Annotated in this window: 24 protein-coding genes and 2 pseudogenes; 16 read left to right on the top strand and 10 right to left on the bottom strand. The window is 62.2% G+C overall.

The window, feature by feature from the left end:
• Together FHX14_RS01195 and FHX14_RS01190 are read left to right on the top strand one after the other, a co-directional pair.
• Positions 1-225 carry an antitoxin MazE family protein gene (locus tag FHX14_RS01195; RefSeq protein ID WP_184375568.1) on the top strand — a complete coding sequence of 75 codons (225 nt, stop codon included), beginning with the start codon at positions 1-3 and terminating at the stop codon, positions 223-225.
• Entirely contained in the window at positions 222-545 is a 324-nt protein-coding gene (locus tag FHX14_RS01190; RefSeq protein WP_184375566.1) for a type II toxin-antitoxin system PemK/MazF family toxin, read from the top strand. Before FHX14_RS01195 ends, FHX14_RS01190 begins: the two co-directional genes overlap by 4 nt.
• Positions 546-593: 48 nt before the next feature.
• Here the strand turns inward: FHX14_RS01190 and FHX14_RS01185 are convergent.
• Positions 594-1,986: pseudogene (locus FHX14_RS01185) on the bottom strand (ATPase, T2SS/T4P/T4SS family).
• A 391-nt stretch (positions 1,987-2,377) separates the two neighbouring features.
• On the opposite strand from FHX14_RS01185, the gene FHX14_RS01180 reads away from it, so the two are divergent.
• The 11 genes from FHX14_RS01180 to FHX14_RS01130 are packed head-to-tail and all read left to right on the top strand — an operon-like array spanning position 2,378 to position 12,681.
• Entirely contained in the window at positions 2,378-2,581 is a 204-nt protein-coding gene (locus FHX14_RS01180; protein WP_003563674.1) for a hypothetical protein, read from the top strand.
• Positions 2,582-2,595: 14 nt separating this feature from the next.
• Positions 2,596-3,159 carry a prepilin peptidase gene (locus tag FHX14_RS01175; protein ID WP_184375563.1) on the top strand — a complete coding sequence of 188 codons (564 nt, stop codon included), beginning with the start codon at positions 2,596-2,598 and terminating at the stop codon, positions 3,157-3,159.
• Positions 3,160-3,164: 5 nt separating this feature from the next.
• Positions 3,165-3,962: a TadE/TadG family type IV pilus assembly protein gene (locus FHX14_RS01170; RefSeq protein WP_184375561.1), complete on the top strand. Its 798-nt coding sequence runs from the start codon at positions 3,165-3,167 to the stop codon at positions 3,960-3,962.
• Entirely contained in the window at positions 3,959-5,602 is a 1,644-nt protein-coding gene (locus FHX14_RS01165; RefSeq protein WP_184375560.1) for a Tad domain-containing protein, read from the top strand. Before FHX14_RS01170 ends, FHX14_RS01165 begins: the two co-directional genes overlap by 4 nt.
• A complete protein-coding gene (locus tag FHX14_RS01160; RefSeq protein WP_184375558.1) occupies positions 5,574-6,254 on the top strand; it encodes a TadE family protein in 681 nt (226 codons plus the stop codon). Before FHX14_RS01165 ends, FHX14_RS01160 begins: the two co-directional genes overlap by 29 nt.
• A gap of 1 nt (position 6,255) precedes the next feature.
• The gene (locus FHX14_RS01155; RefSeq protein WP_184375556.1) at positions 6,256-7,173 is read left to right on the top strand and encodes a hypothetical protein; all 918 of its coding nucleotides are present in this window, start codon (positions 6,256-6,258) and stop codon (positions 7,171-7,173) included.
• The gene (locus tag FHX14_RS01150; RefSeq protein WP_003594907.1) at positions 7,170-8,108 is read left to right on the top strand and encodes an RcpC/CpaB family pilus assembly protein; all 939 of its coding nucleotides are present in this window, start codon (positions 7,170-7,172) and stop codon (positions 8,106-8,108) included. Before FHX14_RS01155 ends, FHX14_RS01150 begins: the two co-directional genes overlap by 4 nt.
• A 20-nt stretch (positions 8,109-8,128) precedes the next feature.
• A complete protein-coding gene (locus FHX14_RS01145; RefSeq protein WP_012555018.1) occupies positions 8,129-10,027 on the top strand; it encodes an ATPase, T2SS/T4P/T4SS family in 1,899 nt (632 codons plus the stop codon).
• Positions 10,028-10,037: 10 nt separating this feature from the next.
• Positions 10,038-10,901, top strand: coding sequence for a type II secretion system F family protein (locus FHX14_RS01140; protein WP_003594911.1), 864 nt, complete (start codon positions 10,038-10,040; stop codon positions 10,899-10,901).
• Complete coding sequence (locus FHX14_RS01135) at positions 10,901-11,803, top strand: type II secretion system F family protein (RefSeq protein ID WP_012555017.1); 903 nt, start codon at positions 10,901-10,903, stop codon at positions 11,801-11,803. Before FHX14_RS01140 ends, FHX14_RS01135 begins: the two co-directional genes overlap by 1 nt.
• 2 nt (positions 11,804-11,805) lie before the next feature.
• Complete coding sequence (locus FHX14_RS01130; protein WP_184375554.1) at positions 11,806-12,681, top strand: FHA domain-containing protein; 876 nt, start codon at positions 11,806-11,808, stop codon at positions 12,679-12,681.
• 206 nt (positions 12,682-12,887) lie between these two features.
• On the opposite strand, the gene arsK is transcribed toward FHX14_RS01130, so the two are convergent.
• From arsK to FHX14_RS01095, 7 genes are read right to left on the bottom strand one after another with little or no spacing between them, the layout of a single operon-like run.
• Complete coding sequence (arsK, locus tag FHX14_RS01125; protein WP_184375552.1) at positions 12,888-14,087, bottom strand: arsenite efflux MFS transporter ArsK; 1,200 nt, start codon at positions 14,085-14,087, stop codon at positions 12,888-12,890.
• Entirely contained in the window at positions 14,084-14,809 is a 726-nt protein-coding gene (gene arsH / locus FHX14_RS01120; protein WP_184376243.1) for an arsenical resistance protein ArsH, read from the bottom strand. The genes arsK and arsH overlap by 4 nt, the downstream gene beginning before the upstream one ends.
• The gene (gene arsC / locus FHX14_RS01115; RefSeq protein WP_184375550.1) at positions 14,784-15,206 is read right to left on the bottom strand and encodes an arsenate reductase (glutaredoxin); all 423 of its coding nucleotides are present in this window, start codon (positions 15,204-15,206) and stop codon (positions 14,784-14,786) included. Before arsC ends, arsH begins: the two co-directional genes overlap by 26 nt.
• Before the next feature lie 4 nt (positions 15,207-15,210).
• Positions 15,211-16,251 (bottom strand): ACR3 family arsenite efflux transporter, encoded by a 1,041-nt coding sequence (gene arsB / locus FHX14_RS01110; protein WP_184375548.1) that lies wholly within the window; start codon positions 16,249-16,251, stop codon positions 15,211-15,213.
• A gap of 6 nt (positions 16,252-16,257) precedes the next feature.
• Positions 16,258-16,701, bottom strand: a complete 444-nt coding sequence (gene arsN2 / locus FHX14_RS01105; RefSeq protein WP_184375546.1) for an arsenic resistance N-acetyltransferase ArsN2 — start codon at positions 16,699-16,701, stop codon at positions 16,258-16,260.
• Positions 16,698-17,228, bottom strand: a complete 531-nt coding sequence (locus FHX14_RS01100) for an arsenate reductase ArsC (protein ID WP_184375544.1) — start codon at positions 17,226-17,228, stop codon at positions 16,698-16,700. The genes arsN2 and FHX14_RS01100 overlap by 4 nt, the downstream gene beginning before the upstream one ends.
• Entirely contained in the window at positions 17,225-17,581 is a 357-nt protein-coding gene (locus tag FHX14_RS01095; RefSeq protein WP_184375542.1) for a metalloregulator ArsR/SmtB family transcription factor, read from the bottom strand. Before FHX14_RS01095 ends, FHX14_RS01100 begins: the two co-directional genes overlap by 4 nt.
• Positions 17,582-17,622: 41 nt before the next feature.
• Here FHX14_RS01095 and FHX14_RS01090 point away from each other — a divergent pair, with 41 nt between their 5' ends.
• A complete protein-coding gene (locus FHX14_RS01090) occupies positions 17,623-18,144 on the top strand; it encodes a DUF6428 family protein (RefSeq protein ID WP_184375540.1) in 522 nt (173 codons plus the stop codon).
• A 139-nt stretch (positions 18,145-18,283) separates the two neighbouring features.
• Here FHX14_RS01090 and FHX14_RS01085 read toward each other — a convergent pair.
• Positions 18,284-18,573, bottom strand: a pseudogene (locus tag FHX14_RS01085) (adenylate/guanylate cyclase domain-containing protein); the annotation flags it as partial.
• A 185-nt stretch (positions 18,574-18,758) separates the two neighbouring features.
• Between FHX14_RS01085 and FHX14_RS01080 the strand changes: the two are divergent.
• The gene (locus tag FHX14_RS01080) at positions 18,759-19,529 is read left to right on the top strand and encodes a glucose 1-dehydrogenase (RefSeq protein WP_184376231.1); all 771 of its coding nucleotides are present in this window, start codon (positions 18,759-18,761) and stop codon (positions 19,527-19,529) included.
• Positions 19,530-20,119: 590 nt separating this feature from the next.
• A complete protein-coding gene (locus tag FHX14_RS01075) occupies positions 20,120-20,425 on the top strand; it encodes an antibiotic biosynthesis monooxygenase (RefSeq protein ID WP_184375538.1) in 306 nt (101 codons plus the stop codon).
• Positions 20,426-20,599: 174 nt separating this feature from the next.
• Here the strand turns inward: FHX14_RS01075 and gcvA are convergent, their stop codons facing one another.
• Positions 20,600-21,487 carry a transcriptional regulator GcvA gene (gene gcvA / locus FHX14_RS01070; protein WP_184376229.1) on the bottom strand — a complete coding sequence of 296 codons (888 nt, stop codon included), beginning with the start codon at positions 21,485-21,487 and terminating at the stop codon, positions 20,600-20,602.
• Between the last annotated feature and the right edge of the window lie 5 nt (positions 21,488-21,492).

The following is a 21,492-nucleotide window of genomic DNA, read 5'->3' as shown; positions in this document are numbered from 1 at the left end:
ATGGCAACGCCGGTCAACGAAAGAGTTCAAAAGCGCCGCGAGGCCTTGCGGGCTGCTGGGCTGCGTCCCGTGCAAATATGGGTGCCCGATACCCGTCGCCCCGGTTTTGCCGAGGAATGCCATCGTCAGTCCGTTCAGGCAGCCCTTGCCGACGCCGGAGATCGCGATTTGCAGGATTTCCTCGATGCCGCACTCGCCGATCTGGACCCCGAAGGTGAGGCGTGAGGCGCGGTGACATCGTAACCGTCGCCATCACCGGCGATTTCGGCAAGCCTCGTCCGGCGCTTATCATCCAAGCAGATCAATTCGACGCAACGGGCACGGTCACCGTGCTGCTGATATCAGGCACGCTCATCGATGCGCCGATTATTCGGCCAACCATCGAGCCGACAGCACTCAGCGGTTTGCGCAAAGTCTCGCAAGTGATGGTGGATAAAATCATGTCCGTGAAACGGGATCGAATAGGCCCGATAATCGGCCGCCTGGAAGACGATGCTCTCTTGGCGGTCACAAGATCGCTCGCCGTTTTTCTGGGTATCGCCTGACGGCAAATCCTGACCCGCTTTCCACCAACTGGTGCCCGGCGATGGGCTTCAAGCCGTTTCCCGCGCGGCGGGCGTCATCCATTCGGCGCGCTCTGCACCTTGCAGCTCTTCCATCGCATCGGCAGCAAAGCTCGGCACCACGCCGGTCCACAGCAGTGCGCCGTCGGGATTGGAGTGGCCGTCACCTTCGAGCTTATAGATGCTCTCAACGATATACTGGCCGTCATTGTTCAGGCCCTTGATCTCGGAAATCTCGATCACCCGGCGTCGTCCGGTGCGCTTGAAGCGGGCGATCTGGACGACGACGTCGACCGCCGAGGCGATCTGGGCGCGCAGCGGCCGGAGCGGCATGTCGATATCCGACATCAGCGCCAGCGTTTCCAGCCGGTGCAGGGCGTCATAGGGCGTGTTGGCATGCACCGTCGACAGGCTGCCGCTATGGCCCGAGGTCATCGCCTGGATCATATCGAGTGCTTCGCCGCCGCGGCACTCGCCGACGATGATGCGATCGGGCCGCATGCGCAGCGACGAGCGGAAGAGGTCGCGGATGCTGGCGCCGCCGCGGCCGAAACGGTCGGGCTTCGTCACTTCGAGATAGACGACATGCTCCTTGCGGATCTGCAGTTCCGAGGTGTCCTCGATGACGATGATGCGCTCGTGGTCGGCAAAGGCTTCCGACAGCGCGTTCAGCATCGTCGTCTTGCCGGTGCCGGTGCCGCCTGAAATGATGACGTTCTTCTGCAGCCCGACGGCTGCCTGCAGCAGCGACAGCGACGCCTCGGTCAGGCTGCCCTGGGTGACGAGATCGCGGATGCTGCGATGTTCTTTCAAGAAACGGCGGATGGAGATGCAGAGCCCGGTGCGGGCGGCCGGCGGCTGGATCATCTGCACGCGCGAACCGTCCGGCAGGCGGGCCTCGACGCTCGGCTCCTCCGGCGTCAGCCGTTTGCCGGAGAATTGCGCGATGCTGCGCGCGGCCGATTCCAGATCCTCGCGGCTGGCAAAACGCGTATCGGCGCGTTCGAGCTTGCCGCGCCTTTCGACGAAGATGTCGGATGTCCCGTTGATCAAGATTTCCGACACGCTCGGATCCTCGAGCAGGAAGCGGATCGGGCCCAAGAGCTTGTCCAGCGCCCGGGTCAGGACCTGGAAGGTCGCCTGTTCGGCGGCGTCGTCGGATACGGCCTTCATCAGAGCGGCATCCCCACCAGAACCGTGCTCATGCCGAACAGTGTCGCCATCATTTGAACTGCGGTTGGAAAGAACATCATCAATGGAATGAGGACCAATGCAAGTATCAGGATGCTGCTCATCGTTTCCATGGTTCGTTTCTCCGGAACGACTGAAGGGCGAGGCCCATAATGTCGGAGAAGCTTAATCCAGATCGCCAAGCAACGCCATGGCCGCGTCCCGCGCGAGCGGCCGATAGCGCGCGCGTCATGCCGTCTATTCTATCGCCTTGAAAGAATTGACCAATTATGGGGCAGTCGGCGACAGTTGGCAAAGCCGTCGCAAAGTTGCTTCTTCGGGGTAAAACTATAGCGTCTTCAGGCGGTTAGTTGAAAATTACCGCCGTCAACTCCGTTTCATCAAGAGACGCCTCCAAGACAATTGGAACCCTTCGTTCCGTTTGCTTGACGGAGGGCTGGCCTTGGGCGCACTCTTGGGTCTTAATGGTGTTGCTCAACAAGCGTTGGCCGCCGGGGAAGAAAAGCTGAAGCAGAACATATCATTGGAACGAGCAACGTGCTGGTTCGGATCGATACCGTATGCTTGGTAATCTTCTCTCAGGTCTTCGATCCGAAACAAACCTAGGAACGAGGAATACGCAGATGTTTGGAAAACTCAAGACTCTCGCAATTGCACTTCACCAGGACGAACGTGGCGACATGGCCCAGATCGTCCTCGCCGTCGCCCTGATCGTCATTCCGCTGATGCTGCTCCTGCTCGCATTCGGCAAACAGATCGGCGAATGGTTCAACGAAAAGAACACGGCTCTCTCCGACGCTGAGAGAATTCCCGAGCCGGGTCAATAAGCGGATCCCGTGTCATGGATATGACCTACGATCTGACCCTCATGCCTGCGGCGGCGGCTCTTGCCGTCGCCTGCGCCACGACCGCGGCGGTGCTCGATCACCGCCAGGGTCACATCCCGAACGCCGTGACCTATCCCTGCCTGCTTGCCGGCTTCATGCTGGCGGCAGTCAGCGGCGGTCTGGCAGGGATCGGCCTTGCCTTTGCCGGCCTCATTGCGGCCGGCATGATCTTCATCATCGCCTTCGCAGCCGGAAGCTGCGGCGGCGGCGATGTCAAGCTGATGGCGGCGCTCGGCGCCATTCTCGGCCTCTGGCCCGCCATCGACGTGACGCTCGCATCGCTGATGGTCGGCGGCGTGATCGCCCTGTTCTCGATGGCGCGGCGTGTTCAGTGGAGCGTGCTGGCCAGGAACGTCGGACTGTTCGCCCTGCTGCTGCCTGCCGGTTTCCGCGACGCCGCTTCGGTGTTGAAGCCGCGCGAGACACATCATACCGTCCGCTTCGGCGTTGCCGCGGCTCTCGGGCTTTTCTGGTGCCTATTCATGCCTGATTTCACCCCTCTTTCACTCGTGAGGTAACGGCAATGCGCGCTGAACTCGAACGCCCCCTCTTCGACGGTGCCTTCTGGAGTTCGATCCTGCACTCACGGACCTTCTGGATCCCTGAGGATCACGGCGCGCTCTTCGGCACCTTTGCGATCGCGATGATCCTGCTTGCCTCGATGCTGCTGCTGCCGCGGCTTTCCGCCCGCCGGCGCCGGATATCGGAGCTGCACGGCGATAGCTCCGGCAGCACCACAATGATGGATTTCGTGCTCGTCACGCCGGTCTTCGTCTTCTTCATGTTCGTGGTGTTCCAGTTCGCGATCCTGGCGAAAAACCACCTCTTCACCCATTATGCCGCCTATGCGGCGGCCCGCAGTGCCCGCGTCTATTTCTGCCCGGCCCTGCCGATCACTATCCGGAGCTTCATCGACGTCAAGACCTGCGATGACGATGCCGCTCCTGGGAAAGCCGATCTTGCCGCCCGCCTGGCGCTGATTCCGGCCGCTCCCTACGACCAGCTGAAATGTGTCGGCGCCTGCCAGCCGCCGGAAGAAGCGCTGAAAAGCCTTGCCGATGCCTCCGGCCTTTCGAAGAACTGGCGGGCGATGCGCAACCAGGCCCGCTACATGTTCGACCCGCAGAACGTCACCGTGACCGTCGACCGCGCGCCGATGGCGCTCTATGCCGCCATCAACCGCTCGCCGCAGGTGCCGGTGACCGCCAAGGTCGAAGCGCGCTTCCTGCTGCTCGAATATGCCGGCTGGGTCTTTGCCCGCGGCCAGAGGAAAGACGGCCGCTATTACACGATCTCGAAGGCGGAGGTGAACCTGCTATGACACCGACCCTCATCCAGCGCCTGCACCGCGACGAACGCGGCTTCCTGTCGCCGATCATTCTCTACATGACCATCGCGCTTGCCCTGATGATCGTCTGGATCCTGAACACGGGACAGATGATCTACGACAAGCAGCGCACGCAGGACACGGCCGACGCCGCCGCGCTCGTCCATGCCGACTGGGAAGCGCGTTATCTCAACATCATGGCGATGAACAACGTCGCCTCCTCGCAGGCAACCGTCGTCATGGCGACCTCGGTCGCCTTCCAGCTGACCACGGCGGAATTGGCCCTGCGCTCGACCGCCATTCTGGCGAAACTTGCCGAATATTCCTTCACCGAGGGCTTCGGCCCGGCGTCCCTCTTGCCGCCGATGCCGCCGATGCCCTATTGCCCGGGCTGGCAGAAAGTCCCGATCGTCGGCGGCATCATTTACGGCGCTTGCCTGGCGTTTCAGGGGTTCCGGGCGACCGAAGCCACCATTGCCATCGCATACACGGTAAAAGCACAGATCGATTATGATCCCTGGGGCCTGATCAACAAGTCCAGCGACATCATCGACGGCATGAACGATCTCAACGACTACCTCGTCGAGAGCTTTCCGCAGCGCGTCGGCAACGAAGCCTTGCATCTGGTGCGCCTGAACAAGGCGGATCATGTCGTCTTCCATCCGCCGTGCGAATCCTGCAACGACGCCGGAGAAGGTGCCGGCGGCAACCTGCCGGTCGATCGCGACGGCGTCAATCCCGCTGCGGCCTATGCTGAAATGTGCCTTGCGATGAGCAGGGGCACCGAGGGACAGGATCCATTCCTGATGCGCGGCGAATTCGCCAATCGCGGCTTCCCCAACGGCAAGGGTCCGCTGACCGCAGGCGGCGTCGACGGCAGCCATATCCGCGACTTCGTCAACCACAAGAGCGGCATCGACAATACGCTGGTGAACTTCTACATCTTTTACGAAGCCTTCGGCCCAGCTTACCTGAGCAAGGTGCCTTTCAAGGCGATCGTCGAACAATATGCCGGCGATCTCAGCTGGCTGGAAGAAGCAGCGCTCGATGTCAGCTTTTGGCTGGCGGACAAGGTCTTCGGTGTCGGCTTCGGCGTCACCAACCCCTTCCAGCTGCCGATCGACGTGCCGCCGCGTTATTCCGACTCACAGACAAAGGACGAGAACGATTTCACCCGCAAGTTCGACATGATCTGGAACCAGGTCTGCGGGCCGGCCGGTGGGGCGATCTCGGTGGCGGGTGCCGCCCTGCCGGTCATCTCCTTCCCCAAGCCTTACTGGCTGAAGGGCCGCATCCCCTTCAACTTCACGCCCTTCGGCGGCGAGCAGCTCGACGACTATCAGACGCTGGCGATCGTTTCGCGTGCGCCGCGGGCCCGGCTGCAGATCCGCATCTTCAAGGACAAGACGCCATCCGCCTATGCGCTCGCGCAGAGCTGGGTCCACAATTATACGGCCTTCGATCTCTATACGCAGGACTGGCTCGCATCGCTTGCGCCGGCCACGCTCGCCGACGATACCGGCGAGGTTTCGAACACCATCAAGCAGAGCCCGGCCGCCGATAGTTTCACCGGCCTGACCCGCGTCTTCGACAAGGGAGGAGCCAATGCCTGGGCTGCCGTCAACACACACTGAAGATGCCCGCGGCGCCCCAGCCGGCGGCCTGATGATGCGGCTGCACCGCGACAGGCGGGGTCTCGCCTCGATCGAATTCGTGCTCGCCGCACCCGTCATCCTGCTGATCGTGATCTTCATGATCCATGCCAACAGGATCTCCACCAAGAAGGTGGGCACCATGCTGGCGATGCGCAACGCCGCCTTCGCCGAGGCGAATGGACTGGACTGCACCTCGGATTTCTCGAACGTCTTTCCACTCCCCTCTCTGCCGGCGCTGCCCGGACGCGATGCCATGAGCTGCTCGCGCACGCCCTCGCATGAGGGCGACGGCGACCCGCAGCGCACCTTCGTCTGGGACGACGTGCAGAACACCCTGAAAAGCGATGGCCGCGACTTCGGCGACATGGTCGGCGACCTCGCCAATGAAAAGCCGCAGCTGGTCACCGCGACGGCTGATCGCGTCTACAAATTCAGGGATTCCGACGATCTCGATACCATCAGGAGCATCCGCTGGAAGGATGCCTTCACGGTCGACGATGCAACGCTGTTTGCCTCGCACAACAACGATACGACGCGCCGCGGCTACGACCCGACGCTGCGCCGGGAAATCCGCGATGTGGCCGACGATTCCGGCGATCTGTTCGATGGCGTCTTTCCGGGAGCGAAATAAGATGAGACAGGGCGCGCGCATCTCCGTTCATCTGCTGGCGACCGCGTTCGGTATCGGGCTTGTCGCCATAGTCGCGGCCACGCCGGGCCGCGCCGAGGTCTACAAGGATTTCCGGGCGACGCTGAATTCGATGCTGGCCGGCATTCTCGGCGCGCCGGAGCGGGCGCCGCGCGATCTGGTCATTAACGGCCAGCCGCTCGAATTCACGCCCTACCAGAGCGATCGCAGCATTTCCGATATCACCGACGAATGGCTGCGGGTGCTGGCCGTCAATACCCGCCCTGCCCTGCCGAAAAGCAACGACAGGGAAGAACTGACTGCCGTCATCGCCGCCAATATGCTGATCGTCCCGAAGGTAAGCCGCATCCGCGACGATCTTGCCGTGGTGGTTCGCTTCTTCGATGGCGACGGCGAGGCAGCGCTCGATTATCTCCGACGGCAGGACGCGGCAAATCCTTCGGCAAGAGCGCCGATCCCCGGCGTCTCGATCATGATCCGCAGGCCCGCCGGCGCGCCGGTGACCGAGGTGCTGATGACCCGCTTCGAGGACGTGGCGTCGTCGCTGCCGGCCTTTGCAGCACCCGCCGATGTCGGCAAGCTGCCGCCGTCGCTGCGTCCGCCGGCCGGTGTCGAGGTGCTGAGCGATATCGGCGACCGCGACAAGGGCCATACGTCGCGCACGGTCGTCTCGAAAGGCTCGCTGTCGGCCGTGCGCTGGTCGGATGCGCGCGCCGAGCTTCTCACCCGTGACGGCTTCACCATCGAGGCGCCGCCGGCTCAGCGCGGCGGGGTCACTGCCCTTTACGGCCGGCGCGGCAGCGTCGAGGCCAATGTTCTCTACACCAGCAGCAAGAGCGACGGCCGGACCGTCGAGGTCATTCAAATCAGGCAACCCTTCGTAGGGGGAACAACACCATGAACTGGAAGCTTATTGCGGCCGTCATCGTCGGGCTCATCACCGGCGTTCTGCTCTACTTCTGGACCGAGAGCGTCAAGAACGAGCAGGTAGCCTATGCCTTCATGCGGCTCCAGCCGGACCGGAAGGTGACGCGCGGTCAGGCAATCACGCCCGACATGCTCGCCGAACCGGTCATGCTGCCGGAAAGCTTCGGGGCGCTTGCCAAGCTCGCCGTTCCGGCGGCCAGCGCCTACCAGGAATGGCTGAAGGACAGGACGGCCGCTGCCGACATTCCGGCCGGCTCGGTGCTGCTTTTCCAGTATTTCGACGATAATGACGGTGGCCGCCTGACGACGATGATCGCGCCCGGTAAACGGGCGCTCACCCTTCCCGTCAACGCGGCCGCGGCCGTCGGCCACTTCGTCGAGCCGGGCAGCTATGTCGATATTCTCGGCACGGTCGATGAGCCGGTCGAGCCCGTCGCACCGGCCGCCGCGACCCAGCCGGGAACCCCCGGCCAGACACCGGCGGTCCCCGGGCAAGCGCCTGTTGCGGCCGGGCAGCCGCAGGCTCCGGCCCAGCCGCCCTCGCCGGTCGAGCAGATGCTGAAGAACTATCTTACCCAATATCCGGGCGCCGACGAGAATGACGTCAATGCCTACCGCAAACAGGCGCAGGATTATAAACTCGGCATCAGCTCGCGCACCCGCGTCGTCACGCGCACCTTCCTGCAGAATGTCAAAGTGTTGGCCGTCGGCGCGGCGACGACGGCGGAAGGCGCGGTCACCAAGGCCAACAGCACCTACAACAACGTCACCGTCGAAGTGACGCCGGCGGAAGCGGAGATGCTGATTTTTGCCATGGGCCAGTCGAACGGCAGCCTGAACCTCGTGCTGCGCAATCCGGCCGACAATACCGTCGAGGAACTGCCGAGCATCAACTGGACGCGCATGTGAGCGTTGCGGGGGAATAAGCCATGCTGTTGAAGATTTCCTATGAGGACGGCAGCGGCCGGGAGGTGATCCCGCTCTCGGCAAACGAGACCTATTTCGTCGGCGAAAGCAGCACGCTGACGCTGCCGGCCGGCGCGGGCGTCGTGCGGCTGCGCGGCAGCCACGTCTCCTCGCCGCAATTCGTGCTGCGCAAATCAGGCCAGGGCTGGTCGGTGCAGCATCATGGCCGCAATCCGACCCGGGTCGACGATCAGCCGCTGCGGGCCGGCACGCCGGTTGCGGTTTCGGCCGGCATGTCGATCTGGGTGCCGAACGTCACGATTGAACTTGTCGAGCCGGCCGCGGCGGCCGAAGCGGTGACGCAGTTTCCGGACCAGGAGCGGGTGCTGGCGCTGCAGATGGAGATCCATGAGCGATTGCTAAAAGACACGCAATACGACCGGCTGGTGAAATCCTCCGATTTCGGCCGCGAGGACACGCGAAACCGCATCCGCGAGCGGCTCGACATGTTCATCAAGGAAGCGCTCGACGGGGCGCCGCAAGATCTCGTCATCCTCGTCATCAAGAACGCCGTCTATCGGTGGCTCGCAAAACGCATCGCTCGCACCGGGCGGCGTGACGCCTCGTCGACTGCGGCCAGCCTGTCGCGCGAGGAACAGGACAACCGCCGCCTGTTCGATGTCGGCAAGGCGCTGATCTCGGCGCTGCAGCTCAAGCTGAATTTTGAATCCACCCGCGCCGACTTCGCCCAGCTCGACACGCGCTTCAGCGCCGCCTTCCAGTCCCGCCAGGCGCTGTTCAATGCCGGCGACCGCTACGAGATCGCCCATATGCACCTGCGCTCGAATATCGAGGAGCTGATGTACCGCTGGGGCACGATCTCGGAGCTGATGGATCTCGACGTCATCTCGGAAATCATGGTGACGCGTTACGACGAGATCTACGTCGAAAAATTCGGCCTGCTGGAGCGCTACCCCTTCGCCTTCGCCAATGAGCGGCAACTGATGAAGGTGATCGAGCGCATCGCAGTCGATTCCAACCGCTCGATCAACGAGAGCGAGGCGATGGCCGACTTCCGCATGCCCGACGGCTCGCGCGTCAACGCCGTCATTCCGCCGCTGGCGGTCAAGGGCGCCTGCCTCACCATCCGCAAATTCGGCGGCAAGTCGCGGCTCGACATCTCCAAGCTGGTCACGGCCGGCGCGCTCAGCGAGCCGATGCGCGCCTTCCTCGAGGCGGCGGTCCGCGCCCGCAAGAATATCGTCGTCTCCGGCGGCACCGGCTCCGGCAAGACGACGCTGCTCAACAGCCTGTCGCAGTTCATCCCGATCGGCGAGCGCGTCGTTGCCGTCGAGGACACCTCCGAACTGCAGCTCGACGGCATTCATGTCGTCTATCTGCAATCGCGGCCGAAGACGGCGGAGTCCGAAACCAGCGTTACCATCCGTGATCTCGTGCGCAACGCGCTGCGCATGCGCCCCGACCGCATCATCGTCGGCGAGTGCCGCGGGGCGGAGGCGATCGACATGCTGCAGGCAATGAACACCGGCCATGCTGGCTCGATGACGACGGCGCATGCCAATACGCCGCAGGACATGATGACCCGCCTCGAGGTGATGGTGCTGCAGGGCCAGAGCTCGCTGCCGGTCATGGCGATCCGCCAGCAGATCGTCGCCGCCGTCGAGCTCGTGGTGCAGCTGAACCGCTTGGAAAGCGGGCGGCGCGCGGTGACCGAAATATCCGAGGTGATCGGCATCGATCCGGATACCGGCCTCGTCATCGTCGAGCCGATCTTCCATCTGGTCGGGCGCGCCGGCGGCCAGGCGGTGCATGCCTTCACCGGCTATCTGCCCAGCTTCGTCGCGGAACTGGTCGAGTTCGGCGAAGACGGTGAAATCGAAAAACTCGACATGTTCGTTTGAGGGGGAAGCCATGGATATCAGCATTCTGCAGATTTTTACGGTCGCCCTCGGCGCGGTGACGGCGGGGCTGCTCGTCTGGGGTGCGCCGGTGCGCTGGCCGGCGCCGCTGTTGCGCGCCACCGAACGCGATATTGCGCTCGCCAGCGAGGCGGCACAGGTCTTCGGCCGCGATGCCGTGCCGCCCTATACGATGATCCTTGCCTACGGCATCACGGCAATCGTCGTCTTCCTGGTGGTCTCGCTGATCTTCGGGCCGATCTTCGGCATCGTCATCGCCATTCCGGTCGCTTTCTTCCTGCCCAAGGCGGTGATCCGCTATTTCCTGCAGCGGCGCTGGCTGCAGATCGAATCGCAGCTTCCCTATGCCGTCGACCAGATCGTCTCGGCGGTGCGCACCGGCAAGCCGCTTGCCGTCGCCGTCAATGCGGTGGCCGATACCGGCCAGATGCCGGCCTCGCGCGAGTTTGAGCGTATCGCCCGCGAGCAGAAGCTCGGCATCGGCCTGGTCGAGGCGCTCGATCGCCACGGCCGCACCGTGCCGAGCCTGCACTTCAAGATGGTCGACGCGGCCCTCGGTCTCTTTGCCCGCCAGGGCGGCGATATTTCCGAGCCGCTAACGGAAATGTCGAAATCCTTCAAGGAAATCTGGAAGCTCGACCAGAAGATCACCACCTCGTCGTCGCAGGCGCGCATGAACTTTCGCGTCGTCAACGGCGGCGCGCTGTTCATGATCCTGATGATCTTCTTCGGTCAGCCCGAGCTGATCGACAAGGTGTTCGGCAACGCCATCGGCATCGTCATCGCGATCGTCGGCGCCATTCTCTATGCAACCGGTTTCTTCTGGATGCGCTCGATGATGAAGGTGTCGGTCTGATGTCTCAGATACCCCTCGCCCCCATTGCCGTCGTTTTTGCCGGCATCACCGCCGCCCTCTTCGTCTGGTGGATCGGCGACCTGCTCGGCAGCATCCAGGTGGTGCGCCGGTCCCGCGGCGGCGACGGCCCGCCGCCGAATGTCGTTGACAGCATCGGCATGCGCACGCCGGTGGAATTCGTGCTGCTGCATTTCGAGCCGTGGCTCGCCGATTACGGCGCGCAGCTCGAGCAGAAGCTGATCTATGGCGGCCGGCCCTTCGGCGGCGTCACGGGCCGTGAATATATCGCGCTGCTCGTTGTGCTGAGCCTCTTCGGCTTCATCCTGCTCGGCGTGCTGTTCGGCATTGCCAGCGGCAGCATCATCGGCGGTCTGGTCGCCGGTCTGATCCTTGGGCTGATCCCCGCCATCTATTTCTGGGTGGTCGCCGACGACAAGATGCAGGACCGCAAGGAGCGCATTTCGCGCGAATTTCCCTATTTCCTCGATCTCGTCGTCATGACCCAGCAGGCCCAGGCCACCCTGCCGGAAAGCCTGCGGCTTTATGCCGAGGCTGCACCCGGAACGGTGATGAGCGAGGAGATCGATCAGACGCTGAAGGACGTGGCGCTCGGCACCGGCATGGTCGAGGCGCTGCAGCGTTTGGAGCGGCGCATGACCGCCGAAGAGGTCATCCGCGTCATCCGTGCGGTGATCCAGGGCGAGGTCGAGGGCAGCAACCGCGTCGAGCTGTTGCGCGAACATGCGCGCGACCTTCGCTTCCGCCGCTGGGAAAAAGCCGACAGGGCCAGTGAAAAGCTGAAAGCAAAGATCGTCATGCCGGCGATGATGATCGTCGTGTCGATCCTGCTTCTGGTGCTGGCGCCGGCAATTGTCGAGATGATGTCGAGTGGGATGTTCTAATCATGGCCTTTTCCTTCTTTCGCGGAAACAAACCAAGCCTTCTGCAGACCGGTCCCGGCGGCCAGAGCCGCAGCCATGTGCTTGATCGGCCGGAGATGTCGATCGGCCGGGCGGCGAATGCCGATATCGTCGTCGACGATCCCTTTCTGGCGCCGATCCATGCGCGCATCGAAAAACAGAGCGACGGCGGCTTCATCATCCGCCGCATGGGGCTGAACCCGATCATGCTGCGCGGCGAAGCGCTGCTGCAGACGGCCTCGCTGAAAGCCGGCGACAGTTTCCGTCTCGGCAAGGACGTCGAATTCCAGTTCGTCGTCAAGACCGCCGCCAAGGAGGCGCCGAAGAAGGAGGCATCCAAGACGGGAGACGACAAGCCGAAGAAGCCGCTGCTGAAGCAGCCGGCCTTCCTCGCCGGCATGGGGCTTGCCTATCTCGCCATCGTCGGCATTATCGGCTACGTCATCCTGTCGGATAGCGGCAGCACCGAGGGTGGCCCGACCGCCGAGCGCATCAACGCCGAAGCCGCCCGCATCCCGACCTGCATCAAGAACGCCCGGCGCATGCGCCAGGTCTCCGAAGCAAGCTTCAACGGCGCCGTCGGCGGCCGCGTCGGCCGCGATGGCGATGCAACCTATGCCGCGCTTTCGCTGGCCGCCGAGCCATCGGACGACGCCGCGCTGGCGAAGGCCGCCGAGCCGATCGTCGAGGCGTACAAACGCACGGCACTTGCAGCACTCGCCTCGGAAAACCGCGGCAACAAGACGCTGGCGCTGAGCCTCTACCAGCAGACCTACGATCTCGTGCCCGACATCAACTGCTCGGCGGCACGGTTTGCGCTGCAGCGGCGGGCGGCGGTCAAGCCGCCGGCGCGGCGGTGAGCACAGTCCCGCCGGCCGCACTAAAGCCCGTTGCGATCTTCCAGATTCGCTCCCCGCGCTTTAGGCCCTTCTACGCATGTCATTATCGCACACTTTTACGCGACATGCTTTAACATGCACACCACGGCGGAGGAGCGCGCCGACCTCGTGCTCGACCAAGTCCGATTGATTTGCCGATGAGGTCGTCCGAGCGGGACTGGGGGATTTCATCCTGCGCTGACGGCAGTGCGGCTCATCCGCTGCATGACCAGGATCAATCCGAACATGACGATCGCGAGGCAGCTTAGCGTTGCACAGATAGCCAGCGATGCCGGAATGCCGATCTGAGCCATTGCCAGCGCCAGGACGAACGGCGCAATAGCGGACAGGATCAAGCGGGCCGCCATCATCTGACCCTGCCGCTTGCCATAGCCGTCACTGCCGAACAAATGCAATGGCAGCGTACCGGTGACGATGCTCAGCAAGCCGTTACCCATGCCAAAGATCATCGCGAATATCATGGCGCCCGGCACGGACGGTGCCAGAAGCAGCAGGATCAGCATGCCGCCGGGTATTAGAAGAGCCGCGAACAAGGCAAGATGCAGCGCCGCCAGATTCTTGCCGAACATCATGTTGATGAGACGGCTGGCGACCTGGGAGGGCCCGAACAGCGTCCCGACCAAGGCAGCCGTGGTGCCGAGACCGAGGCCAGACAGCAGTGGCACCATATGAACCAGCACCGCCGAGCTGGAAAGCGACATCAGCGAGAACCCCGCTACCATCAACAGGAACCCCAGCCGACGACGCTCTGATGGCAGGATACCCTCGACGCGCGGCGAGGCAATTTTTGCTGTTTTCCGTACTGCGCCGTGAGAAAGCCATGCATGGATCGGCAGGCAGATGAATAGGTTGAGGGCGGCAAATATCACATACACATTCTGCCAGGACATCAGCGCCTGCAGCGCTGCCGTGATCGGCCAGAACATGGTCGAGGCGAAACCCGCAATCAGCGTGAGGTGGGCAATGCTGCGCGCTGCCACCTCCGGCCGGAGCTGCACGAGGAACGCGAACGCCGCGCCGTATTGCACCAGATTGGCCGCGACCTCGATCGCGATCAGGGCGGCGACATAGGACGTCCTGCCCGGCGCATAGGCGCAGGCGAGCAAGGCTGTGGCGGCGACGGCCGAGCCTATGGTCATCACCCGGCCGGCACCAATGCGATCAAAAAGGCCGCCAAGCCACGGCGCCGTCAGCCCGCCGATCAGCAGCGCGACCGAGAGGGCGCCGAAGATCCATTCGGTCGACCACGCGAAATGGGCCGCCATATCAGGCGCCAGAATACTGAAGCTGTAGTAGAGCGTGCCGTAGCCGATATTCTGCGTGATGCCGAGGGCAACGATGGCAGTGACCGGGATCCGCCCGCTCATATGGATTTCAGTCTCGTGCGCTGCTCCAGCTTTTCCGCGTCTTCCTTGCGCTCGCTGTAGCGATCCGTGAGATAGGCAGAGGCGTCCCGGGTCAGCAGGGTGAATTTCACCAGCTCCTCGCAGACGTCCACGACGCGATCGTAATATGACGAGGGTTTCATGCGGCCGTCCGTATCGAATTCCTGAAAGGCTTTCGCCACCGAGGACTGATTGGGGATGGTAATCATGCGCATCCAACGGCCGAGGACACGAAGCTGGTTGATCGCGTTGAACGACTGCGAGCCGCCCGACACCTGCATCACCGCCAGCGTCTTGCCCTGGGTCGGCCGCACCGATCCGACCGAAAGCGGGATCCAGTCGATCTGTGCCTTCATGATGCCCGTCATGGCGCCGTGCCGTTCCGGACTGACCCAGACCTGGCCTTCCGACCAGGCAGAGAGATCACGCAGTTCCTGTACTTTGGGATGGTTGACCGGTTCCGCGTCTGGAAGTGGCAGGCCAGCGGGATCGAAAATCTTCACTTCGCACCCGAAATGCTTCAGCAGCCGGGCGGCTTCATGAGCCAGCAGGCGGCTATATGATACAGCCCGCAGCGAGCCGTAGAGGATCAGAATGCGTGGCTTGTGGCTAGAAAACGCCGGACGCAATGCGTCGAGATCCGGCTGGCGCAGATGATCGAGGGATGCGGCAGGCAAGTCAGACAATGCGCTTGCCCTCGGCATCGAGAACTTGCTCGCCATCTTCCTTGGTGAACGCCCCCTTGTGGGTGGCCGGCAGAATGTCGAGCACCAGTTCGGAAGGACGGGTCAGCCGCGTGCCGATCGGTGTGATCACGAAAGGCCGGTTGATCAGGATCGGGTTTTCAAGCATCGCATCAAGCAGCTGATCGTCGGTCAGCTTCGGATCATCGAGGCCAAGTTCCGCATAAGGCGTGCCCTTCTCGCGGATCGCCTCACGGACGGTGAGGCCGGCCTCGGCGATCATTCTGACAAGCTGGTCGCGGCTGGGCGGTCTCTTCACGTACTCGATGACTGTAGGCTGAATGCCGGCATTGCGGATCATCTCCAGCGTGTTGCGCGACGTGCCGCAGTCGGGGTTGTGATAAATGGTGACGTCCATGATGTTAAACCCTCTTGATGGTGGTGGCGCTGGTCTGGACGGCGGCGCCGCGCTCATACCAGCCCTTGCTGCGGTTGACGATCCAGACGACCGACAGCATCACCGGCACCTCGATGAGGACGCCGACAACGGTGGCGAGCGCCGCCCCGGAGTTGAAGCCGAACAAGCTGATGGCTGCGGCCACCGCCAGTTCGAAAAAGTTGGAGGCGCCGATCAGTGCCGAAGGCCCGGCGACACAGTGCTCCTCCCCGCTCATGCGGTTGAGCAAGTAGGCGAGGCCTGAATTGAAGTAGACCTGGATCAGGATCGGCACGGCCAGCAGCGCAATGACCGCCGGCTGCGCGATGATCTGTTCGCCCTGGAAGCCGAACAGCAGAACCAGGGTTGCGAGAAGCGCCAACAGGGACACCGGCTGCAGCTTGGCGCCGAGGCGGTCGACGTCGGTCACGCGGCGCAGGATCTGCGCGACGATCACCGGCAGGACGATGTAGAGCACGACCGACAGGATCAGCGTGTCCCACGGCACGGTAATGGCCGAAAGGCCGAGCAACAGACCAACGATCGGCGCGAAGGCAATGACCATGATGGTGTCGTTCAACGCCACCTGGGAGAGCGTGAAGTGCGGCTCGCCTTTGGTCAGGTTCGACCACACGAAGACCATCGCCGTGCACGGCGCAGCCGCGAGGATGATCAGGCCCGCAATGTAGCTATCGATCTGGTCAGCCGGCAGGTAAGGCCGAAACAGATAGCCGACGAACAGCCAGGCGAGCAGCGCCATCGAGAACGGCTTGACGGCCCAGTTGATGAAGAGCGTGACACCGATCCCGCGCCAATGGCGCCCGACCTGGCTGAGCGAAGCAAAGTCGATTTTCAGAAGCATCGGAATGATCATCAACCAGATCAGCACTGCGACCGGCAGATTGACCTTGGCGACTTCGGCTGCGCCGATCGCCTGGAAAACGCTGGGCATCACATGACCGAGAGCGACGCCAACGACGATGCAGAGGAAAACCCAGACTGTGAGGTAACGTTCGAAGGTGGACATGGATTATTATCCTTGGACTGGCTTGGCCAGCAGCGCCGCTGCGGCCGGGCACAGGCTTGTGACCTGCCGAGTTTGCAGGATTGCAGCAGGAGCCGTCGCACGATCCACCTTGGCGAAACCGAGGCGTTCGAAAAAAGAGGTTGCAGAATCCGTCAGCAAATAAACCATCCGCGCACCATCACGCGCAGCCTGGGCTAGCAACCGCCTGGTGATGGCTTCGCCATAACCGTGCCCACGCTGCTGCGGCAGGACCACCAACGAACGCAAAAGTGCGCAGTCCCCGTAGTGTTCCAGCCCCCCATAGCCGATGGTCGCGTTCCGATCCGCAAACCGGAAGAGGCTGCGGCCGTCTTCATCAAGATCACCGGTTGGAAGTCGGGCGGCCTGCAGGGCTGCTCGCAAGTTCTCATCTGCGCAGCTGACCGGTTGCTGTTCCAGCTCCCCGCTCATGCGACGTCGCCCCGGCTATTGGTCGTGCCCTCCATCGTGCCGATGGCGCGCAGTTGCGTTTCAAGAGCCAGCTTGTCAACTGATGCGAGCGGAAGGCTCACGAATGCCATGATACGGTTCTTGAGGTAGCGCGCGGCTTGGGAGAACGCCTGGCCTTTCTCAACCAGTGTACCTTCGACGGCCGCCGGATCCTCGACACCCCAGTGCGCCGTCATCGGGTGGCCGATCCACACGGGGCAGGCCTCGCCCGCGGCGTTGTCGCAGACCGTGAAGATGAAATCCATCTGCGGCGCGCCGGCTTCGGCAAACTCTTCCCAGCTCTTCGAACTGGACCCGGTGCTTTCGTAGCCAAGGGCGCGCAGCGTATCCAGCGCCAGCGGGTGGACTTCACCTTTGGGCTGGCTTCCCGCCGAATAGGCCTTGAAGCGACCCTTGCCTTCGCGGTTGAGGATGGATTCGGCCAAGATCGAGCGGGCGGAATTGCCCGTGCAGAGGAAAAGGACGTTATAAACGCGATCGGCGGTCATTGCAGGTTTTCCTTCGGAGCTGGGGCGCAGCAAGCGGCGACTTCGGCGGCCGGCGCGCAGATCTCGGGATGGCCGCCGCAGCAGTCTTCCATCAAGAAGCGGATGAGCGCGCCGAGGCCTTCGTAGTTGGCGGTGTAAATGATCGAGCGGGATTCCCGCTGTTGGTTGATAAGTCCTGCTCGCTCCAGTTCCTTCAGATGGAACGAGACGTTGGAGGCGGAAACCTCCGCCTTCTCAGCGACGGCGCCGGCAGGCATCCCATTCGGCCCGGCGACGACAAGCATGCGGACGATGTGCAGCCGGGTTTCCTGCGACAGTGCCGCAAATGACATGAGGGCTTGACGTTCTTCCATATTTCTACAATCCTTGAAGTGTTGAAACAGGAGTAGCCGAAATGAATGCGATCGACAAGCCCCTTCTCGAGACCGACATCAGCCTGGGTCGCCTCCTAGAGACGATCGACGGCGTCCGTGAACTGCCGCTGATCTTCTCCTACGACGGTCGACCGGTGAAATCCGGTTACCATGTAACTGAGGTCAAGGCCGGGCAGTTCGCCGCGCTTGACTGCGGTGCCAACCCCGAAGCCTGGTCGGAAATCTTCGTGCAACTTTGGGATGTCGACGAGGAAAATCGCACGCAAATGGCGGCCGGCAAGTTTGCGGCGATCATTCGCAAGGTGTCGGAGCATGTACAGCTCGGTGGTTCTGCCAAGCTCACCTTCGAAGTCAGCGACGGGATCAGGCCGATGCAGCTTTATTGTGCCTCGATGCCGACCGTGCAGGACAGTGCTCTGCATGTCGAGCTGACGCCGCGTCCGGCAAGCTGCAAGCCTCGCGACCGATGGCTGAAAGAAGAGAACCGCAAGTCATCTGCCTGCTGCGGCCCGTCAACGGCACAAGGCGCCTGCTGCGGCTGAAGCCGCCGTTGTCGGAAGATCCGGCGACTAAGCCGGCAAGTTCACGGGGGAGAAAAGCAGTCGCTACGGAGGGCTGCTTGCGGGCACCGGGGCGGCGCGATGCGGGGCCGTTCCCGCCTGGCATTCCGGCAGTCGCACACATGCGCTTGAGCTCCGGCAGGCCGGCGTTGCGCGCCGCCACGGCATTTTGAAATGCCGCGGCGCAGGCAACGCATCCACAAGGCTGTCGAAGGCAACGAGCGCGCCGTCGCCCATCAGCTTGATAATCGTGCCATGGCGCTCAGAGATGGCGGGATTGATCAACTCGGCGCGGATGGCCTTCAACCGCTTGATGGTGCCGGCCTCGTCGGCCTCCATCGCTTTGGAGTAACAGTCCATATCCGCTGCGAGGATCGCGAGCAGCTTTCGGTCGAGCGCGGGAGTGCCCATCATCGTTGTCTTGCATGACCAGCAATCGTGTCGCCAGTCTACACCCATCGAAGCGCCGCAATCAGCTTGGCGCCGAAACGGCAGGTCTGCTTGCGGGGCTGTCCGACCCAAAGCAAAGCAGACCTGCCATCTGGCATCCGCCCGCCGACCCTGCCATAAATAAGGTTCATCGGGGAGGCACCATGATGCAGAAGAATGCGCCGGACTTCAGCCTTGAGGGCAAGGTGACTTTGGTGACGGGAGCCAGCCGTGGCATCGGTCGAGCTTGCGCGCTTGCCTGTGCCGCAGCAGGCTCCGATATTGTTTTGGGGGTCCGCGATGTCGCAGCGTCGGCGGGACTGGTTGCCGAACTCGAGGGGACGGGAAGAGAAGTCCTCGCTGTTGAACTGGACCTTCCCAACAAGGCCCATATCGCCCAATCCGTCGACGCAGCGCTGACGACATTCGGCCGGATTGACGTCCTCATCAACAATGTCGGCGTGGCGCCCGGCAATCTCGCGGAACTTGTCGAGGAGAAGGACCTTGACGAGATCCTCGATGTCAACATCAAGGGCACCTTTCTGATGACGCAGGCAGTCGGGCGTCACATGATCAAGCGCAATGGGGGCCGGATCATCAACATCAGCTCCCAGGCCGGCACCGTGGCGCTGCGCGGCGAGGCAATCTATTGCATGAGCAAGGCGGCGATCAATCACCTGACACGCTGCCTTGCAGCCGAATGGGCAGCCTATAATATCACCGTAAACACCGTATCGCCGACCTTCATCCACACCGATGGGACAGCACCTTTTCTCTCCGATGCCGACAATCGCAAAGCGACGCTCGATCACATTCCACTCGGCCGGATCGGTGAAACCGATGATGTGGTGGGTGCCGTCGTCTTCCTGGCATCGCCAGCTGCGAGCCTGATCACCGGCGCCAACCTGCTGGTGGACGGTGGATGGTCCGTTGCCTGAGGCGGAGGCCGCTGCATGGCAGCGCAAGTCTTATCCGGACGAAAACGACAATCTCTACGGATTAGGATCACCTTCCATCACCGGCAAATGCGATAGCGCTGGCTATCCGCGATTTCTATCAGCATGACCTGGAGAACAATGGATGTGACCTCTTCAGGCACTTTCCGGCTGAGATAGTCCGCCGCTTTCGGCCCAAGGGGAGCCATCCAAGGTTGGATCACTTAAAGACTGCTTCGCGCTCTCATGTCAGCCGTTCGGCCCGTTGTGGTACTCTCCCGAATGCAGACATCTATCAAGCATGCTTTGATGCTGATGCTGCGGCGATGACCCAGTGCCTCATGTCGTTGATGCGCCAACACCGGCCAAAACCTGAGGTCTCTGACACGCGAACGGTGCTCACAGTTAAGGACAGTCCGTTGAAAGATTGTCGGGTTTGTGTCGATTCATGACGCCAGATGCCATCTGTCTGAGAAGATGGGGCAACCCCATCCTGCGGGCATCTATCCTCGCATTTTTGTCCATCGCGAAACGTTTGTCGCCTTAACGCGTTCTGTAGGTTGCGGCATGACATGGTGCCCATGGAGGTGGTCATGACCAAATTCGCGCTCTACGTTCCGCTCGAGGCAAAGCCCGGCAAGGAACAGGAGGTCGCCGATTTTCTGCGATCAGCCATACCGCTGGTAAATGCCGAGCCCGGCACGATTTCCTGGTATGCGATACAGGAAGGCCCAAGTTCGTTTGCAATCTTCGATACATTCGACGATGAGGACGGAAGGGAAGCGCACTTAAACGGCCAAGTCGCTGCGGCCTTAAAGGCGAAGGCAGAAACCGGGGACCTGTTCGCCAAGCCGCCGCAGATACATAAGCTGTCTATCCTCGCCGACAAGCGGTCATAAGTGCACTATCATCGCCGACTGTCGCCTATATTGTTGCTTTGACGTCCAAGGCTGACCATTATTTTCGGCCACCCAGAAGCAGTCGGTCCACTTCATGACTTCTGCATTGCGCCAAAAGCAGATAAGACCTCCAAGCCGCGAGCGCTCCAGGAAGGCGACAAGTCCCGATCACAATTATTGAGACTTCAATTCCGCATAGAGCCAATCGCGAAACGACCTGACTTTCTTCTGCCGCAAAGCATCGGCTGGATAGACCAGGTAATAGCTCCATCTCGATTTCAGAGCGAGATCGAAGGGGCGAACCAGCCTGCCAGCCGCCATATCCGCAGACACCAGTGCACTCCGACCCAGTAGCACGCCTTCACCCTGGACGGCCGCTTCTACAGCATAAGCGGCAGAGTCGAAGCGCACGCCTGCTTCCGAATTCACGCCGGAGACACCCGCAGCCTCAAGCCAGGCTGCCCAATCTATGCGGAAATTATCGTGAATGAGGCGGTGATGGCGAAGGTCTTCAGGAGATCGAAGCGGATGCTTTCCCTGAAGAAGTTCCGGACTACAGACCGGCGTCACTTCCTCTTCTGAGAGGAACTCCGAGACGACATCGCCATAGTCGCCTGCGCCGAAACGGATCGCAATGTCGATGCCATCGCGAATGAAGTCGGCAAACGCGCCCGAGGTCGAGAGCCGCACGTCGACATCAGGATTGGCGCGATGAAAGCGATGCAATCGCGGCACGAGCCATCGTCCGGCAAAACCGTCCGACGTGCTGACATTGAGGACACCGGATGACCGCGATGCCGTCGCCGCAGCCGTGGCCGTTGCGATCCGGTCGAGCGCCGCTCCGATTTCGCCCGCATATTGACGCCCCGCTTGCGTCAACTGCACCGAACGAGTGCCGCGCTCGAAAAGAAGCGTCCCCAACGTTTCTTCGAGATTGCGCACGGCGCGACTGACTGCGCCATGGGTCACGTTGAGTTCGGCTGCCGCCTTCGTGAAGCTCAGGTGGCGTGCGGCGGCGTCCAAGGCAGGGAGCGTGGTCAGGGGAGGCAATCTGCGGGGCATTGTCG

Origin of the sequence: Rhizobium sp. BK619 (assembly GCF_014195245.1) — a bacterium.
Lineage (GTDB): Bacteria > Pseudomonadota > Alphaproteobacteria > Rhizobiales > Rhizobiaceae > Rhizobium > Rhizobium acidisoli.
The sequence above is the reverse complement of the archived record's forward strand: the minus strand, read 5'-3'. Positions and strand labels throughout refer to the sequence as shown.